Source organism: Mycobacterium terramassiliense (genome assembly GCF_900157385.1).
Taxonomy (GTDB): Bacteria; Actinomycetota; Actinomycetes; order Mycobacteriales; family Mycobacteriaceae; genus Mycobacterium; species Mycobacterium terramassiliense.
This window is the reverse complement of sequence record NZ_LT717701.1, coordinates 750214-767551: the sequence shown is the minus strand read 5'-3', so window position 1 is coordinate 767551 and position 17338 is coordinate 750214. Positions and strand designations below refer to the sequence as shown.

The window sequence follows — 17338 nt, the reverse complement described above, 5'->3', positions numbered from 1 at the left end:
CGAATCGGCCGAATGGCGCTCGACTAGGGTGATGCCCGGCGTACTGACCTACCAAGACCCACCCCCTCGTGAAGGAGCCGGCGCGGTGCAATTCGACGTGACCATCGAGATTCCGAAAGGCCAACGCAACAAGTACGAGGTCGATCACGAGACGGGCCGGGTGCGTCTGGACCGCTACCTCTACACCTCGATGGCTTATCCCACGGATTACGGCTTCATCGAGGACACCCTGGGTGAGGACGGCGACCCGCTGGACGCGCTGGTGCTCCTGCCGCAGTCGGTGTTTCCCGGCGTGATCGTGGAGGCGCGCCCGGTGGGCATGTTCCGAATGGTCGACGAGGCGGGCGGCGACGACAAGGTGCTGTGCGTTCCGGCCGGCGACCATCGCTGGGACCACATCCAAGACATCGGCGACGTGCCGGAATTCGAGCTGGACGTCATCAAGCACTTCTTCTCGCAATACAAGGCGCTGGAGCCGGGCAAGTTCGTCAAGGCGGCCGACTGGGTCGACCGCGCCGAAGCCGAAGCGGAGGTGCAGCGTTCGGTGGAGCGGTTCAAGGCCCACGGGCACTGACGCGCTCTCGCGTTCGGCGTAACCGCGCGCCGCGGCGCGGTGGCATCCTGGCGATGTGACCCCGCTGCTGCATTTCGCCGGCAACTTCTGGTGGCTGATCTTCCCGCTGGGCGGCTCGATCGGCGCGGGCATCAGGGCGGTCGCGGCGGCCAACGAACGCCGGGCCGAACGGCGCCTCGAGCGCTACCGGCTCAAGCAGCAAGCCAAGATCGCGGCGGCCGAGGCGGCCGGGCGCGAGCGCGACGACCAGGAAGGATCACGACGGGAGCTCGCCAAACTCGTTGCAGCGCATGACCGTACCGACGCGCGCTGGTTCGAGTACGAACTCGACATCGCCAAATTGCTGGACTTCCCGATGATGACCGACATGCGCGATCCGCTGACCATCGCTTTTCACAAGGCGAAGCGGCGCGCCGACCTGCTGCGCCCGGAGCGCGCCGAGGACCTCGCCGGCGACCGGACCGCCCAGCGGGAATATCGCGACGCCGTCCACGACTACATCAGCGCGTTCGAGATCGCCGAGGCCGAGGCGATCCGCCGGCGCCGCAGCGACTTCTCGCGGGACGACCAACAACGATTGGTGCGCGCGCAGAACCTGCTGCGCCTGGCGCAAGACGAGGCGGCGACCCGCGACGAGCGACAGAACGCCTATCTGCGGGCGCGCACGGAACTCGACGGGCTCATCGTGCTGCCGGCGCCGGCCCGCGCCGCCATCGAACGGCGCATCGCCGGCCAGATCGAGGCCTAGCCCGAACTAGCCCGCGTTCGCCGCGGCATTGCGCCGATTGCGCAGCACACTCCAGCCCAGCGCCGCCGCGATGAAGACCACGCCCACCGAAGCGGTGACCGGCTCTGGCACCGCAAAACGCGGCTCGATGGAGAACAACATGATCGCGGCCAGCACCCCGATCGCCCAGTGCGCGCCGTGTTCCAGGTACACGTAGCGGTCCAGGGTGTCCTGTTGGACGAGATAAATGGTGATCGACCGGACGAACATCGAGCCCACCAACCCCAGGCCCAGCGCGATGAGGATCGGGTCCGAGGTGATCGCGAAGGCGCCGGTGACCCCGTCGAACGAGAAGGCGGCGTCGAGCATCTCGAGATAGAGGAACAGCGTCAGCCCGGCCTTGCCGACCGCCGCGCCAGCGGTCGTGCCGGCCGTCACAGCCTCGACGTCGGAGGGCCGAAACGCCCGGCTCACACCGTTGACGACGAGGTAGGCGATCAGGCCCAGCAGCCCGGCGATCAAGACGGTCGCGCGTTCGTCGCTGGAGTGCGTCAGCCGCGTCCCGGCGAGGACCAGCGCGACCCCGGCCACCACCACCGACACCTGGCCCAGGCGCCCGATGCGCGCGAACGGGATCTCAATCCACTTGAGCCACTTGATATCCCGATCGTGGAAGACGAAATCCAAAAACAGCATCAACAGAAAGATTCCGCCGAACGCCGCGATTTGGGGGTGGGCGGCGAGGATCAGCTTTTCGTAGCTCGGTGACCCGTCGGGGAATTCCTGCGCACCGTGCGGCGGCGGGTTGAGCGCCAACTCGAACGCGCGCACCGGTGCCAGGCCCGCGGTCGCCCACACGATCAGCAGCGGGAACACCAACCGCATGCCGAACACGGCGATCAAGATCCCGATAGTCAGGAACATCTGCCGCCAGAACGGGCTCATTCGCTTGAGGATCGCCGCGTTGATGATCGCGTTGTCGAACGACAGCGACACCTCGAGAACGGCCAGCACCAGCAGCACAAACAGGGCATTCGCGCCGCCGTGGGCGTACCCGGCCGCGAGCGCCGCCACGGTGACTAACAGCGAGATCCCGAAGATGCGGAACGCGGCCATGGATCCTTCCCCGACAGCCGCCCACGATAGCGAACCGCCTCGCCGGCGCGGTCCATCGGTGCTCGGCACTTACTATTTTCAAATTGTGGGGATACAGGCGCTGCCCCGGTGACCGAAGTCGGGGCCTCGAGGGGGCCGGTCGCGCGTGGCAGCGTGGCCCGGGTCGGCACCGCCACCGCGCTGACCGCGCTGTGCGGGTACGCGGTGATCTATCTGGCCGCCCGTGACCTGGCGCCGCGCGGCTTCTCGGTCTTCGGGGTGTTTTGGGGGGCGTTCGGCCTGGTGACCGGCGCCGCCAACGGGCTGCTGCAGGAGACCACCCGGGAGGTCCGCTCGGCGAGCTACCTGGGGGACATCGGGGCGGCCCCGCTCGGGCGCACCCATCCGCTGCGCGTCGCCGCGATGGTCGGCGTGGCCGCCGCCGTCGTGATCGCCGGCAGCTCGCCGCTGTGGAGCGCACGGGTGTTCGTCGAGGACCGCTGGCTGTCGGTGGCGCTGCTCAGCGTCGGGCTGGCCGGGTTCTGCCTGCACGCCACCCTGCTGGGCATGCTGGCCGGCACCAATCACTGGACCTCGTACGGGGCGCTGATGGTGACCGACGCGGTCATCCGGGTGGCGGTGGCCGCGGCGACGTTCGTGATCGGCTGGGGCCTGGCCGGGTTCCTGTGGGCCACCGTGGCGGGCGCGACGGCGTGGCTGATCACGCTGGGGGTCTCGCCCACGGCGCGCGCCGCGGCCCGGCTGCTGACGCCGGGCGACACCGCGACCTTCCTGCGCGGGGCGGCCCACTCGATCACCGCGGCCGGTGCCAGCGCGATCCTGGTCATGGGGTTTCCGGTCCTGCTGAAGCTGACCAGCACCGACCTGGGCGCGGAGGGGGGCGTGATCATCCTCGCGGTGACGTTGACCCGCGCGCCGCTGCTGGTGCCGCTCACCGCCATGCAGGGCAACCTCATCGCTCACTTCGTCGACGAGCGCAGCGACCGGCTCCGGGCGCTGGTGCGCCCGGCGGGGATCATCGGAGCCATCGGCGCGGTCGGCGTGCTGGCGGCGGGGGTGGTCGGCCCGTGGTTGTTGCGCGTCTTCTTCGGGCCGCAGTACCAGGCCAGCAGCGCGCTGCTGGCCTGGCTGACCGCGGCCGCCGTGGCGATCGCCGTGCTGACGCTGACGGGCGCCGCCACCGTCGCCGCCGCGCTGCATCGGGCCTATGCGCTGGGGTGGGTCGGGGCCACGGTGGCGTCGGGGCTGTTGCTGTTGTTGCCGCTGCCGCTGCAGACGCGCACCGTCGTCGGCCTGTTGTGCGGCCCACTGGTGGGAATCGCTGTCCACCTGGTGGCGCTGGCGCGCGCCGGGCGCTCAACCGGCTGATCCTGGCTAACCTATGGGCTTAGATGGCTACTGAATCCCAATACTCCGGCGTCTGGATCGTCATTCCCGCCTTCAACGAAGCCGCGGTCATCGGCGAGGTGGTCGCCGATGTGCGCTCGGTCTTCGATCACGTCGTCTGCGTGGACGACGGGAGCACCGACGGCACCGGTGAAATCGCCCGGCGGGCCGGGGCCCATTTGGTGCGCCATCCCGTCAACCTCGGCCAGGGCGCGGCGATCCAGACCGGTGTCGAATACGCGCGCAAGCAGCCGGGGGCGCAGGTGTTCGCTACCTTCGACGCAGACGGCCAGCACCGCGTCAAGGACGTGGCCGCGATGATCGACCGGCTCGGAGCGACCGACGCCGACATCGTCATCGGCACCCGGTTCGGCACGCGCGAGGGTAGCCGGCCGCCGTTCTTCAAGCGGATCGTGCTACAGACCGCGGCGCGGCTCAGCCGGCGCGGTCGCCGACTTGGCTTGACCGACACCAACAATGGGCTGCGCGTGTTCAACAAGAAGGTCGCCGACGGGCTCAACATCACGATGAGCGGCATGAGCCACGCCAACGAGTTCATTTCGTTGATCGCCGAAAACCATTGGCGCGTCGTCGAACAACCCGTCGAGGTGCTTTACACCGACTACTCGAAGTCCAAGGGCCAGCCCCTGCTCAACGGCGTCAACATCATCTTCGACGGGCTTCTGCGAAGGAGGACCCCATGAACTGGATCCAGGTGCTGCTGATCGGGTCGATCGTAGCGCTGCTGGTGTACCTGCTGCGGTCCCGGCGGAACTCACGGTCGAAGGCGTGGGTCAAGGTCGGGTATGTCGTGTTCGTGCTCGGCGGCATCTACGCCGTGCTCCGGCCGGACGACACGACGGTGGTGGCGCACTGGTTCGGGGTGCGCCGCGGCACCGACCTGATGCTCTACGCGCTGGTCATGGCCTTCTGTTTCACCACGCTCAGCACCTACATGCGGTTCAAGGACCTGGAGCTGCGCTACGCCCGACTGGCCCGGGCGGTCGCGCTGGAGGGCGCGCAGGAACCCGAACCGCGCTAGGCCGTGTGGCTGTTGCGGAAGTATTCGACCGTGCGGCGCACGCCCTCGTCGAGCTGAATTTGCGGGCGCCAGCCCAAAACCTCCGCCGCCAAGCCGATGTCGAGGCACGAGCGCTGCAGGTCACCCAGGCGATCGGGATGAAACTCCGGATCGTCGGGCCCCCCGACGGCCGCGGCCACCGCCGAATGCAGTCGGCGGTCCGAGGTTTCTATTCCGGTGCCGACGTTGAAGCGCTGCCCGCCGCCCGCGTCGCCGGAGGCCTTGACGAAGGCGTCCACCACGTCGTCGACGTATACGTAGTCGCGGGTCTTGCCGCCGTCGCCGAACACCTTGGTGGGCTTCCCCGACAGCAGCGCCTGGGCGAAGATCGCCACCACGCCCGCCTCGCCGTGGGGGTCCTGGCGGGGGCCATACACGTTGGCAGGCGCGATGTGCGAGCAGTCCAGGCCGTACAGGTGGCGGAACGTGTTCAGGTAGACCTCGCCGGCCACCTTGCCCGCGGCGTACGGCGACGCCGGGTCCGGGGGCACCGTCTCGGGGGTCGGGTACACCGGCGGCGTGCCGTAGATCGATCCGCCCGACGAGGTGTGCACGATCTTGCGCACCCCGGTCAGGCGAGCCGCTTCGGCCAGGCGGATGGTGCCGATGACGTTGACCGACGCGTCGAACTCGGGGTCCGCCACCGACTGCCGCACGTCGATCTGCGCCGCAAGGTGGAACACCACCTCCGGGCGGTGCTCGTCCAGGATGGCGTGCAGGTCGGCGGTGACGATGTCGGCCTCGACGAAGACGTGCGCCGGGCTGTCGGCCAGATGCTCGAGGTTGGTCGCGCGACCGGTCGCGAAATTGTCCAGCGCCACCACCGCGTGGCCGTCGGCCAGCAGACGGTCGACTAGCGTCGACCCGATGAATCCGGCTCCCCCGGTGACCAGTGCGCGCACCGGCCCACCATACAAGCGGGGGGTCATCGCGGCAGCCGCCGCACTCATCGTCGTGCAGCTGGGAGTCCGCGCGGTGCTGGCCTTCCGGGGCTACTTCTACTGGGACGACCTGATTCTGGTCGGCAAGGCCGGCACCGAGGGCCTGCTGTCGCCGTCGTACCTGTTCGACGACCACGACGGGCACGTGATGCCGGCCGCGTTCCTGGTCGCCGGCGCCATCACCCGGCTGGCACCGCTGGATTGGACGCTGCCGGCGGTCAGCCTGCTGGTGCTGCAGCTGGTGGCCTCGCTGACCCTGCTGCGCGCGCTGTACGTCATCCTCGGCTGGCGGTGGGTGCTGCTGATGCCGTTGACGTTCGCGCTGTTCACCCCGCTGGGGGTGCCGGGCTTCGCGTGGTGGGCGGCGGCGCTGAATTCGCTGCCCATGCTGGCCGCGCTGGCGTGGGTGTGCGGCGACGCGATCCTGCTGGTGCGCACCGGAATCCATCGCCACGCCCTGACCGGAGTGCTGGTTTACCTCGGCGGGCTGCTGTTCTTCGAGAAGGCCGCCGTCATACCGTTCGTCGCGTTCACCGTGGCCGCCCTGCTGGTCCACGTGTCCGGTGACCGCTCCGCGGTGCGGACGGTGTGGCGGGCCGGCCGGCGGTTGTGGATTGCGTCGCTGGCGCTGACCGTCGCCTGGGTCGCGCTGTACCTGGCCGTGGTCGACCAGCGGCGGTGGAGCACCGACCTTGCGATGACCGGGGATCTGCTGTGGCGATCGGTGACCCATGGCATCGTCCCGGGTCTGGCCGGCGGGCCGTGGCACTGGGACCGGTGGGCGCCGGCCTCGCCGTGGGCCACGCCGCCGCCATCGGTGATGGCGCTCGGCTGGCTGGTGCTGATCGGGGCAGTGGCCCTGTCGTTGTTGCGCAAGCGCCGCATCGGGCCGGTGTGGCTGGCCGCGGCCGGCTATGCCGTCGCGTGTCAGGTGCCGATCTATCTGATGCGATCGTCGAAGCAGACCGCGCTGGAGCTGGCGCAGACGCTGCGCTACCTGCCTGACCTCGTCGTCGTGCTGGCGCTGCTGGCCGCGGTCGCGTTGTGCGCCCCCAACCGGCCGGCCACGGCGCGGTGGCTCGACGCGACGCCGACACGCACGCTGGCGACGGCCGGGTTGGCGGCGGCGTTCGTGGCCAGCAGCCTGTACTCGACGGAGACCTTCCTGACCAGCTGGCGGGACAACCCCGCCCAGCCCTACCTGCAGAACGCCCGCGCCGGCCTGGCCGCCGCGCACGCGGCCTCGGACGCTCCGCTGCTGGATCAGGAGGTCGACCCACTGGTCCTGCAACGGGTGGCCGCACCGCAGAACCTGGCCAGCCACATGTTCGCGCTGCTGCGCGATAGGCCCGAATTCGACTCGGCAACAACACAATTGCGCATGATCGACAGCTCCGGCCGGCTGATCAACGCGCGCGTGACCTGGATCCGCACCATCGTGCCGGGACCCATGCCGCAGTGCGGCTATTTCGCCCAGCCGGACAAGCCGGCGCGGCTGGTTCTCGACGGTCCGCTGCTGCCCGCCGATTGGACCGTCGAGCTCAATTACCTTGCCAACAGCGATGGCTCGATGACGCTCGCCCTGGCCGAGGGCCCCGATGTGAAGGTTCTGGTGCATCCGGGTCTGAACCGCGTCTTCGTGCGACTGCCCGGCGCCGGGGACGCGATCACCGTACGGGCCAACACGACCGCGCTGGCGTTGTGCCTGGCGTCGGGGCCGGTCGGCTTCGTCGCGCCGGCCTGATGTTGGAAGCGCAGCGAGGTGCTCGCCGAACGTGCCGCTATGGTCACGTTCGGCGCCGAGCGTGACGCTGGCGTCACATTCGGCGCGTGAAAGCAGCGAGCCACCTAGGAGAATCGAACTCCTGACCTGCTCATTACGAGTGAGCCGCTCTACCGACTGAGCTAAGGTGGCGTGCCCTGCCGGGCGGCACGAGTCTACGGCAGAGGAACGGAGTCACCCAAGTTCCTGGCCGATCGTTGCGACCATCGCGTCGACGGCGAACTTGGGTTTGACGTTGATCGCCAGCGCCTCACGACACTGAAGCACCGCCTCGATGCAGCGCAGCAGCCGCTCGGGTGAGGCGTGGTCCGCGAGCGCGGCCACCCGATCGGCCATGTCGGGATGATTCGCCTGGACGCCGGCGGCGTTCGCCGACACCACCAGCGCGTCGCGGAAGTAGGTGGCCAGGTCGATCAGCGCGCGGTCCAGCGCATCGCGCGACGCCCGCGTCTGGCGCGACTTCTGCCGTCGCTCCAGGTCCTTCATCGCGCCGGTGGCGCCCCGCAGCGCACCCGCGGTGCCCTTGCCGGTCCCACCGGCGCCCAGCGCCGTCCGCAGCTCCTCGGTCTCGGCCTCGGCGCGGTCCGCCGTCAGGACCACGGCCTCGGACTCGGCGGCGGCCACCAGTTCCTCCGCGGCGGCGTAGGCCTTTGACGGCGTCGCGGCGTCGCGCACCAGGCCCAGCGCCCGCTCGCGTCGCTGGCGGGCCTCGGGGTCGGTGGCCAGCCGGCGCGCCCGCCCGACGTGCCCGCCGCTGACCGACGCCGCCCAGTTCGCCGTGTCGGCGTCCAGGCCGTCGCTGTCGACGAGGACACGCGCGATCGCCTCGGTGGGCGGGGTGACCAGCGCGACGTGCCGGCATCGCGACCGCAGCGTGACCGCGATGTCCTCGGGATCCACCGACGGCGCGCACAGCAGGAACACCGTCGACGGCGGCGGTTCCTCGACGACCTTCAGCAACGCGTTCGCCGCACCCTCGGTCAGCCGGTCGGCGTCCTCGATCACCACGATCTGCCGATGCCCGGTGGTGGGGCGGCGCGACGCGATCTGCACGATGGCGCGCATCTCGTCCACGCCGATGGACAGGCCTTCCGGGATCACGCGTCGCACGTCGGCGTGGGTTCCGGCCATGGTCGTCGTGCACGCCCGGCAGCTCCCGCACCCCGGCTCCCCGTCGGCGGTGCATTGCAGCGCGGCCGCGAAGCACAGGGCCGCCACCGAGCGGCCGGAACCCGGCGGCCCGGTGATCAGCCACGCATGTGTCATAGTCCCGTCGCCCGCATCGCTGTGAGCCGGATCACCGCGGGCCGCGCGGGCGGCGGCGAGCAGCCCGGCCACCACGGCCTCCTGGCCTACCAGCCGCGTAAACACTCCGGACATCACCGGCAACAGTAGTGACACCTGCAGACGGATACCGATCGGCCACCGTATCGCGACAATTCCGTTACCTGGCGCGCGTTTCGGCAGGTGCGGCAACTTGCCGAGATAGTTAATGTTTTCCGCCAAGTCCGCCCTGCCCGATACGGTGGATTGGTGGCAACCGAGGCAGCACTGCCCGGGCGAATCGGCGCGTTCGTCCGGTGGGTGGTGCGCACCCCGTGGCCGCTGTTCGCGCTGAGCATGCTGCAGGCCGACATCATCGGCGGACTTTTCGTGCTGGGCTTCCTGCGCTACGCGCTGCCGCCCCAGGACCGCATCCAGCTGCAGGACCTGCCCCCGGTCAACCTGGCCGTCTTCATCATCGTCGTGATCAGCCTGTTCCTGGCCGGGATCGTGTTCAACCTCAGGCTGATGTTGCCGGTTTTCCGCTGGCAGCGCCGCGACAATCTGCTCGCCGAAACCGATCCGGCCGGCACCGAACTGGCCCGCAGCCGCGCGCTGCGGATGCCCTACTACCGGACCATGACCAGTGGGGTGGCCTGGTGTATCGGCGGTGTGGTGTTCATCGTCGCCAGCTGGTCGGTGGCCAAGTACACCGCGCCCGTCGTGGCGGTCGCGGTCGCGCTGGGCGCCGCGGCGACGGCGATCATCGGTTACCTGCAGTCCGAGCGGGTGCTGCGCCCGGTGGCGGTCGCGGCGCTGCGCAGCGGCGTGCCGGAGAACGTCAAGGCGCCCGGCGTCATCCTGCGCCAGATGCTGAGCTGGATGCTGTCCACCGCGGTGCCGCTGCTGGCGATCGTGCTGGCCGTGGTGGCCGACAAGATCTCGCTGCTGCACGCCACGCCCGAGAAGTTGTTCAACCCCATCCTGCTGCTGGCGCTGGCGGCGCTCGGCGTCGGGCTGGTCAGCACGCTGCTGGTGGCGATGTCCATCGCCGACCCGCTGCGGCAGCTGCGCTGGGCGCTGTCCGAGGTGCAGCGCGGAAACTACAACGCGCACATGCAGATCTACGACGCCAGCGAACTGGGCCTGCTGCAGGCGGGCTTCAACGACATGGTCCGCGACCTTTCCGAGCGGCAGCGGTTGCGCGACCTGTTCGGCCGCTACGTCGGCGAGGACGTGGCCCGCCGCGCCCTGGAGCGCGGCACCGAGCTGGGCGGGCAGGAGCGCGACGTCGCGGTGCTGTTCGTGGACCTGGTCGGCTCCACCCAGCTGGCCGCGACGCGACCGCCCGCCGAGGTGGTCCACCTGCTCAACGAGTTCTTCCGCGTCGTGGTGGACACCGTCGGCAAGCACGGCGGGTTCGTCAACAAGTTCCAGGGCGACGCGGCGCTGGCCATCTTCGGTGCGCCGATCGAGCACCCCGACGCGTCGGGCGGCGCGCTGGCGGCCGCCCGCGAGCTGCACGACGAAATCCTTCCCGTGATCGGGTCGGCCGAGTTCGGCATCGGGGTGTCGGCCGGCCGGGCCATCGCCGGCCACATCGGCGCGCAGGCCCGCTTCGAGTACACGGTCATCGGCGACCCGGTCAACGAGGCCGCACGGCTCACCGAGCTGGCCAAGCTCGAGGCCGGGCACGTGCTCGCCTCCGCTATCGCGGTCAGCGGCGCGCTGGACGCCGAGGCGCTGTGCTGGGACGTCGGTGAGGTGGTGTACCTCCGCGGGCGCGCGGCACCAACTCAGCTGGCCCGTCCGGTGAAACTGGCCACCCCCGAAGTTGCTGCCAACGAACAGGTTTCGAGCGAGATCAGCGGCTAGGCGCGCTTGGTGGCCTTCTTGGCCGGCGCCCTGCGGGTCGATTTCTTCGCGGGCCGCTTGGCGGGGCCCCGGGCTCGCCGGTCGGCCAGCAGCTCGGCGGCGCGCTCGTCGGTAATCGACATCACGTCGTCGCCCTTGCGCAGGCTGGCGTTGGTCTCGCCGTCGGTGACGTACGGCCCGAATCGGCCGTCCTTGATCACCATCGGCTTGCCCGACGCCGGGGCGGCGCCCAACTCGCGCAGCGGCGGCGCCGCAGCGCTCTGCCTGCCGCGGCGCTTGGGCTCGGCGTAGATCTTCAGCGCCTCTTCGAGGGTGATGTCAAAGATCTGGTCCTCGGTCGCTAGGGAACGAGAATCGTTGCCCCGCTTCAGGTATGGGCCGTAGCGGCCATTCTGCGCGGTAATTTCATCGCCGGATTCGGGGTCCACGCCGACGATGCGGGGCAGCGACAGCAGCTTGAGCGCATCCTCGAGCGTCACGGTCTGCAGGTCCATGCTGCGCAGCAGGGAGCCGGTGCGGGGTTTGGGCCCGGTGGGCTTCTTTCCCTTCTTCGCCGGCGCTCCGCTGTCGGGACCGCCGTCGCCCGAGTCGGGCTGCGGGGGCAGGACCTCGGTCACGTACGGCCCGTACCGACCGTCCTTGGCGACGATCTCGTGCCCGGTTTGCGGATCGACGCCCAAGACGCGCCCCTCTTGCGGTGTGGCGAAGAGTTCTTCGGCCACCTCAAGGGTCAGCTCGTCGGGGGTCAGTGAGTCATTGAGGTTGGCCCGCTGCGGGGTCGGCTCGCCCTCGTCGTTGGTGACGGTGCGTTCCAGGTAGGGCCCGTTCTTGCCCACCCGGACGTAGACGGGCCGGCCCTGCGCGTCGTCAAACACCCTGATGGAGTTCACTTCTCGCGCGTCGATGCCTTCGAGGTTGACGCCGACGAGCTTCTTCAGACCACCGGAGCGGGCCACCGAGTCGGGCACGCCGTGGTCGCCGCCGAAGTAGAAGTTGTTGAGCCAGTTGGTGCGTCGCTCCGTGCCCGACGCGATCGCGTCGAGCTCGTCTTCCATCGCCGCGGTGAAGCCGTAGTCGACGAGGCGACCGAAATGCTGTTCCAGCAACCCGGTGACGGCGAACGCGACCCACGAGGGCACCAGCGCGCTGCCCTTCTTGTACACGTAGCCGCGGTCCTGGATGGTCTTGATGATCGAGGAGTACGTCGACGGACGGCCGATGCCCAGCTCCTCGAGCGCCTTGACCAGCGAGGCCTCGGTGTAGCGCGCCGGCGGGTTGGTGGCGTGGCCGTCCGGGGTGAGCTCGAGGGCCTCCAGCCGCTGCCCCTCGCTCAGGTGGGGCAGCCGGCGCTCGGCGTCGTCGGCCTCCCCGCCGGCCAGCTCGTCCACCGTTTCCACGTACGCCTTGAGGAAGCCGGCAAACGTGATGGTGCGCCCGGTCGCGGAGAACACCACCGGCGTTTCGCCGGCCGTGCCGGCGATCCGCAGGCTCAGCGTGGTGCCGCGCGCGTCGGCCATCTGCGAGGCCACCGTGCGCTGCCAAATCAGTTCGTACAACCGGAATTCGTCGCCGTCGAGCTCGCGGCGCACCGCGTCCGGGGTCGCGAACGTCTCGCCGGCCGGCCGGATCGCCTCGTGCGCCTCCTGGGCGTTCTTCACCTTGCGGGTGTACTGACGCGGCGAGGGCGACACGTACTCCGCGCCGTACAGCTGCCGCGCCTGGGTGCGCGCCGCGTTGATCGCCGACTCCGACAGCGTCGTGGAATCGGTGCGCATATAAGTGATGTAGCCGTTCTCGTAAAGGCGCTGCGCGATGCTCATCGTGCGCTCGGAGGAGAACCGCAACTTGCGCCCGGCCTCCTGCTGCAGCGTCGACGTCATGAACGGCGCGTACGGGCGCCGGGTGTAGGGCTTCTCCTCCACCGACGCCACCGACAGCTGGGCGCCCCGCAATCCCGCCGCCAGCTGGGTGGCGCCAGCCTCGTCCAGGATCACCACCTCGTCCGCCTTGCGCAGCTGACCCAGCGAGTCGAAGTCGCGGCCAGTGGCCACGCGCAGGCCGTCGACATTGGTCAGCCGGGCCGTGAAGGTGGGCGGCTGGGCCTGCGGGTCGGACACGCTGGCGTCCAGTTGAGCGACGATGTCCCAGTACGACGCGCTGCGGAAGGCCATGCGGTCGCGCTCGCGCTGCACGATGATGCGGGTGGCCACCGACTGGACCCGGCCCGCCGACAGCTTGGGCGCGACCTTCTTCCACAGCACCGGGCTGACCTCGTAGCCATACAACCGGTCCAGGATGCGCCGGGTCTCCTGCGCGTCGACCAGGTCGATGTCGAGGTCGCGGGGATTTTCGGCGGCTTCCAGGATCGCCGGTTCGGTGATCTCGTGGAACACCATCCGCTTCACCGGGATGTTGGGCTTGAGGGTTTCCAGCAGGTGCCAGGCGATGGCTTCGCCCTCGCGGTCACCATCCGTGGCCAGATAGAGCTCGTCGACGTCCTTGAGCAGGCCCTTCAGTTCGCTGACGGTATGCTTCTTCTCCGGGCTGATGATGTAGAGCGGCTCGAAGTCGGCGTCGACGTTGACCCCCAGCCTGGCCCACGGCTCGGACTTGAACTTCGCGGGCACGTCGGCCGCGGCGCGGGGCAGGTCACGGATGTGGCCGCGCGAGGACTCGACGATGTAGCTGGAGCCCAGGTAGCCGGCCAGTTTGCGCGCCTTCGTCGGCGACTCGACAATCACGAGCCGCCGACGGCTGCCGTTTTCGCCGCCGACGCGGTCTTTTAGCTTCGGGTCAGCCAACTGCGCTTACGCTCCATCTCTTATCTCGGCCCCCTGTGAGACCGCCCTGCAGGAAGAATGACAGGCCAGCGTCCGAAATTCCGGTGAAATCAGATACGCCAGCGTTCCTTCGCCCTTCAGGGCATCTGACAATTTCGCACCCTCGGGCGGGCCTGCGCAAACCGGCCGCCGAAATCTGTGGCGCTCGAGCCCGGCTAGACGCGGGGCCACAGCGACAACGCCTCGTCGCCGTCCGGGGGTTCCCCCACGTTCTCTACCAGGCGCGATAGCCGGCGACGGCCGCTGATCCGCAGCGCCGGGCGCCCGCCGCGGGTGCCGATCAGCGTGGGCGCAATTCCGACCCGCATCAACGCCGACGCGAGCGGGGAATGGGTGTCGGGTGCGTGCGGGTCGAGACCCAACAGATAGTGGTCGCCCTCCGGGTTGCCGGCCGCCAGCGTCCACGCCCGCAGCTCGCGCGGCCCGGGGAGCCACCGCGGGGGCACCGTCTTGACCGCGCCGCGGGTCCATTCGGCGGCGAGCGTCACCAAGGAGGGTGTCACCTCCGTCCGCACCAACGGCGTGTCCTCGTCGGTGCGGCCGATCTCGGGCACCAGGCCCGCCTCACGGATCATCTCGGCCAGCGCCGAGGCCCGCCACATGCGGTCGACGACCACCGAAAGCCGAGCGCCCGGTGCGCGATTTTCCGCGGGAGCGCCTACCAGCACGATCTGCCCTGAAGCCGCCAGCACCCCGGAGAGATCGGCGACCGCGGGCGGCACCGACTCCGCTGTGAAGAAGGAAAGCTGGCTCACGCCACCGACAGTAGGCCAGGTCGTCCGTCCGCGTCTTCAGGTATTCGGCGCGGCGGGTTGGGCAGCCTCCGGACAGACTCCAGACATAATGAAAACCCCCCGACGGGACCGCTAGGCGGGTCGCGCGGGGGGCTCTCGTGGAGAATCTGCTCGTCTCAGACGGAGCGGACTCCGGTGGCCTGGGGGCCCTTAGGGCTGTGGCCGATCTCAAACTCGACCTTCTGGTTTTCTTCGAGGGTGCGGAAGCCCGAACCCTGGATCTCCGTGTAGTGGACAAAAACATCTGCGGAACCGTCTTCGGGCGCAATGAACCCGAAGCCCTTCTCCGCGTTGAACCACTTCACAGTTCCCTGTGGCATCTCTCGATCTTTCCTTTTCTTTTGGATGCGGGGCACCGCCTTTCGGTGCCCCGGGCCGAGTACGACCGCCATACCTCGCTGAGTCGCCGGAACTTCACCCGACCGATTAACCTCGCAGGAACCGCGGCCGCAACGTTGTTCCTGCGAAAGTTTGACACGAACACAGAAGCTGCGACCGCAAATAGTCAACCATGTTCATGGCGTCGGCGACAGACTTGTGTCCAGGACTGATTCTTGGAGGGCGTGAGGTGGGCAGTTTCGGCGCCGACCTGCTCGCCGTCGCGCTCTCCGGCACCGCGCCGGACGAGCGTCCGCTGCGTCACGTCGCCGAGTTGCCCGCGCGCAGCGGGCGGGCGCATCGCTGGCCCGAGTGGGCCGAGCCCGACGTGGTCCGGGCGTTCGCCGAACGCGGCATCAGTGACCCGTGGTCACATCAGGCGGCGGCCGCGGAGCTGGCCCACGCCGGCCGTCACGTGGTGATCAGCACCGGCACCGCGTCGGGCAAGTCACTGGCCTATCAGCTGCCCGTCCTCAACGCGCTCGCGACGGACCCGCGCGCCCGGGTGTTGTACCTGTCGCCGACGAAGGCGCTGGGCCACGACCAGTTGCGCGCCGCGCACGCGCTGACCGCGGCCGTTCCGCGGCTGCATGACGTCGCGCCCACCGCTTACGACGGCGACAGCCCGGCCGAGGTGCGCCGCTTCGCCCGCGAGCGCTCCCGCTGGTTGTTCTCCAACCCCGACATGATCCACCTGTCGATCTTGCGCAACCACGCCCGCTGGGCGGTCCTGTTGCGCGGCCTTCGCTTCGTCATCGTCGACGAATGCCACTACTACCGTGGGGTTTTCGGGTCGAACGTGGCGATGGTGCTGCGCCGGTTGTTGAGGCTGTGCGAGCGCTATTCGTCGGCGCCCACTTTCGTTTTCGCCAGCGCGACCACCGATTCGCCGGGTGCGACGGCGGCCGAACTCATCGGCCGGCCGGTGCAGGAGGTCACCGAGGACGGCTCGCCCCAGGGGGCGCGGACCGTGGCGTTGTGGGAGCCCGCGTTGCGGGCCGACCTGACCGGCGAGAACGGAGCGCCGGTGCGCCGCTCCGCCGGCGCCGAGGCGGCGCGCGTGATGGCCGACCTGATCGCCGAGGGGGCGCAAACGCTGACGTTCGTCCGATCGCGGCGCGCGGCGGAATTGACCGCGCTGGGGACGCGGGCGCGGCTCGACGACATCGCCCCGGAGCTGTCCTCGAAGGTGGCGTCCTACCGGGCCGGCTACCTCGCCGAGGACCGCAGCGCGCTGGAGCGCGCTTTGGCCGAGGGCCGGCTGCGCGGCCTGGCGACCACCAACGCGCTGGAGCTCGGTGTCGACATCGCCGGCCTCGACGCGGTGGTGCTCGCCGGATTCCCCGGGACGGTCGCCTCGTTCTGGCAGCAGGCCGGCCGCTCGGGTCGGCGGGGCCAGGGGGCGCTGGTCGTACTGATCGCCCGCGACGATCCGCTGGACACCTACCTGGTGCACCACCCCGACGCGCTGCTGGGCAAGCCGGTCGAGCGGGTCGTGATCGATCCCGCCAACCCCTACATCCTCGGTCCACAGCTGCTCTGCGCGGCGACCGAGATGCCGCTCGACGAGGCCGAGGTCCGCAGTTTCGGCGCCGCCGACGTGGCCCAAGGCCTGATCGATGATGGGCTGCTGCGGCGCCGCAACGACAAGTACTTCCCGGCGGCCGGCGTCCAACCGCACGGCGCGGTGGACATTCGGGGCTCGTCCGGCGGCCAGATCGTCATCGTCGAGGCCGACACCGGGCGGCTGCTCGGCAGCGCCGGCGTGGATCAGGCCCCGGCCTCGGTTCACCCCGGAGCGGTCTATTTGCATCAGGGGGAGACCTACGTCGTTGATTCCCTGGACACCGAGGACGGGATCGCGTTCGTCCACGCCGAGGATCCCGGCTACGCGACGTTCGCGCGCGAGCTCACCGACATCGTCGTGACCGGGACCGGTGAGCGCTTCGAGTTCGGCTCCGTCAGTTTGGGTTTGGTGCCGGTTCGGGTCACGCACCGGGTGGTGGGCTACCTGCGGCGCCGGCTGTCCGGGGAGGTCATCGACTTCATCGAGCTGGATATGCCCGAGCACGTATTGCCCACCACCGCCGCCATGTACACGATCGACCCGGATGCCCTGCTGCACATCGGTATTGAAGCGCCGCGCGTTCCGGGCTCACTCCACGCGGCCGAGCATGCCGCCATCGGGCTGTTGCCCCTGGTGGCCAGCTGCGACCGCGGCGACATCGGCGGGCTGTCCACCGCGATCGGTCCCGAGGGGCTGCCCACCGTCTTCGTCTACGACGGTTATCCGGGCGGGGCGGGTTTCGCTGAACGGGGCTTCCGCCGGGCCCGCACCTGGCTGGGCGCCACGGCGGCGGCGATCGAAGCGTGCGAATGCCCGAACGGATGCCCGTCGTGCGTGCAGTCGCCCAAATGCGGCAACGGCAACGATCCCCTGGACAAGTCGGGCGCGGTGAGGGTGCTGCGGTTGGTGCTCGCGGAACTGGGTCGCGACATGCGTTGACTACCCCGGATGGGATGGCGACCGACCCCTCAACGGTCGACCCCACAAGTCAGCGTCGCGCGCCGCCAGAACGC

At 69.6% G+C, this 17338-nt stretch carries 14 protein-coding genes and 1 tRNA gene; 8 read left to right on the top strand and 7 right to left on the bottom strand.

Going from position 1 to position 17338, the window contains the following annotated elements; translation table 11 throughout:
• Positions 1–85: 85 nt before the first annotated feature.
• Both MTAB308_RS18415 and MTAB308_RS18410 read left to right on the top strand, forming a co-directional pair.
• Entirely contained in the window at positions 86–574 is a 489-nt protein-coding gene (locus MTAB308_RS18415; protein ID WP_066916568.1) for an inorganic diphosphatase, read from the top strand.
• A gap of 55 nt (positions 575–629) precedes the next feature.
• Entirely contained in the window at positions 630–1322 is a 693-nt protein-coding gene (locus MTAB308_RS18410; RefSeq protein WP_077101089.1) for a hypothetical protein, read from the top strand.
• A 6-nt stretch (positions 1323–1328) separates the two neighbouring features.
• On the opposite strand, the gene MTAB308_RS18405 is transcribed toward MTAB308_RS18410, so the two are convergent.
• Positions 1329–2417 (bottom strand): DUF475 domain-containing protein, encoded by a 1089-nt coding sequence (locus tag MTAB308_RS18405; protein ID WP_077101087.1) that lies wholly within the window; start codon positions 2415–2417, stop codon positions 1329–1331.
• Positions 2418–2471: 54 nt separating this feature from the next.
• On the opposite strand from MTAB308_RS18405, the gene MTAB308_RS18400 reads away from it, so the two are divergent.
• From MTAB308_RS18400 to MTAB308_RS18390, 3 genes are read left to right on the top strand one after another with little or no spacing between them, the layout of a single operon-like run.
• On the top strand, positions 2472–3785 hold the full coding sequence (locus tag MTAB308_RS18400) for a hypothetical protein (RefSeq protein ID WP_173842255.1): 1314 nt from the start codon (positions 2472–2474) through the stop codon (positions 3783–3785).
• A 23-nt stretch (positions 3786–3808) separates the two neighbouring features.
• Complete coding sequence (locus tag MTAB308_RS18395; protein ID WP_077101082.1) at positions 3809–4507, top strand: glycosyltransferase family 2 protein; 699 nt, start codon at positions 3809–3811, stop codon at positions 4505–4507.
• A complete protein-coding gene (locus MTAB308_RS18390) occupies positions 4504–4845 on the top strand; it encodes a DUF2304 domain-containing protein (protein ID WP_077101079.1) in 342 nt (113 codons plus the stop codon). Before MTAB308_RS18395 ends, MTAB308_RS18390 begins: the two co-directional genes overlap by 4 nt.
• Here the strand turns inward: MTAB308_RS18390 and MTAB308_RS18385 are convergent.
• Positions 4842–5786 carry an NAD-dependent epimerase/dehydratase family protein gene (locus MTAB308_RS18385; RefSeq protein ID WP_077101072.1) on the bottom strand — a complete coding sequence of 315 codons (945 nt, stop codon included), beginning with the start codon at positions 5784–5786 and terminating at the stop codon, positions 4842–4844. The two genes, MTAB308_RS18390 and MTAB308_RS18385, sit on opposite strands and share 4 nt — an antisense overlap.
• Between MTAB308_RS18385 and MTAB308_RS18380 the strand changes: the two genes are divergently transcribed.
• Complete coding sequence (locus tag MTAB308_RS18380; RefSeq protein ID WP_245831443.1) at positions 5752–7569, top strand: hypothetical protein; 1818 nt, start codon at positions 5752–5754, stop codon at positions 7567–7569. The two genes, MTAB308_RS18385 and MTAB308_RS18380, sit on opposite strands and share 35 nt — an antisense overlap.
• Positions 7570–7667: 98 nt before the next feature.
• Here the strand turns inward: MTAB308_RS18380 and MTAB308_RS18375 are convergent.
• Both MTAB308_RS18375 and MTAB308_RS18370 read right to left on the bottom strand, forming a co-directional pair.
• Positions 7668–7740, bottom strand: a tRNA-Thr gene (locus MTAB308_RS18375).
• Positions 7741–7782: 42 nt separating this feature from the next.
• Positions 7783–8988 carry a DNA polymerase III subunit delta' gene (locus MTAB308_RS18370; RefSeq protein WP_077101070.1) on the bottom strand — a complete coding sequence of 402 codons (1206 nt, stop codon included), beginning with the start codon at positions 8986–8988 and terminating at the stop codon, positions 7783–7785.
• Between the two features lie 87 nt (positions 8989–9075).
• Between MTAB308_RS18370 and MTAB308_RS18365 the strand changes: the two genes are divergently transcribed.
• Positions 9076–10746, top strand: coding sequence for an adenylate/guanylate cyclase domain-containing protein (locus MTAB308_RS18365; protein WP_425436283.1), 1671 nt, complete (start codon positions 9076–9078; stop codon positions 10744–10746).
• Here MTAB308_RS18365 and topA read toward each other — a convergent pair.
• The 3 genes from topA to cspA all read right to left on the bottom strand — a co-directional run bounded on the left by topA (position 10743) and on the right by cspA (position 14700).
• Complete coding sequence (topA, locus tag MTAB308_RS18360; protein WP_077101069.1) at positions 10743–13547, bottom strand: type I DNA topoisomerase; 2805 nt, start codon at positions 13545–13547, stop codon at positions 10743–10745. The two genes, MTAB308_RS18365 and topA, sit on opposite strands and share 4 nt — an antisense overlap.
• 194 nt (positions 13548–13741) lie before the next feature.
• On the bottom strand, positions 13742–14341 hold the full coding sequence (locus tag MTAB308_RS18355; RefSeq protein WP_077101068.1) for a hypothetical protein: 600 nt from the start codon (positions 14339–14341) through the stop codon (positions 13742–13744).
• 155 nt (positions 14342–14496) lie between these two features.
• Positions 14497–14700 (bottom strand): cold shock protein CspA, encoded by a 204-nt coding sequence (gene cspA, locus MTAB308_RS18350; RefSeq protein ID WP_007166602.1) that lies wholly within the window; start codon positions 14698–14700, stop codon positions 14497–14499.
• 248 nt (positions 14701–14948) lie between these two features.
• Between cspA and MTAB308_RS18345 the strand changes: the two genes are divergently transcribed.
• A complete protein-coding gene (locus MTAB308_RS18345; RefSeq protein ID WP_077101067.1) occupies positions 14949–17264 on the top strand; it encodes a DEAD/DEAH box helicase in 2316 nt (771 codons plus the stop codon).
• Positions 17265–17338: the final 74 nt, after the last annotated feature.

What these genes read in the sequence shown, in the direction of transcription:
- MTAB308_RS18370 (WP_077101070.1), bottom strand. Translation starts at nt 8,988, where the DNA reads ATGTCCGGAGTGTTTACGCGGCTGGTAGGCCAGGAGGCCGTGGTGGCC.
- cspA (WP_007166602.1), bottom strand. Translation starts at nt 14,700, where the DNA reads ATGCCACAGGGAACTGTGAAGTGGTTCAACGCGGAGAAGGGCTTCGGG.
- MTAB308_RS18395 (WP_077101082.1), top strand. Translation starts at nt 3,809, where the DNA reads ATGGCTACTGAATCCCAATACTCCGGCGTCTGGATCGTCATTCCCGCC.
- MTAB308_RS18405 (WP_077101087.1), bottom strand. Translation starts at nt 2,417, where the DNA reads ATGGCCGCGTTCCGCATCTTCGGGATCTCGCTGTTAGTCACCGTGGCG.
- MTAB308_RS18380 (WP_245831443.1), top strand. Translation starts at nt 5,752, where the DNA reads ATGAATCCGGCTCCCCCGGTGACCAGTGCGCGCACCGGCCCACCATAC.
- MTAB308_RS18390 (WP_077101079.1), top strand. Translation starts at nt 4,504, where the DNA reads ATGAACTGGATCCAGGTGCTGCTGATCGGGTCGATCGTAGCGCTGCTG.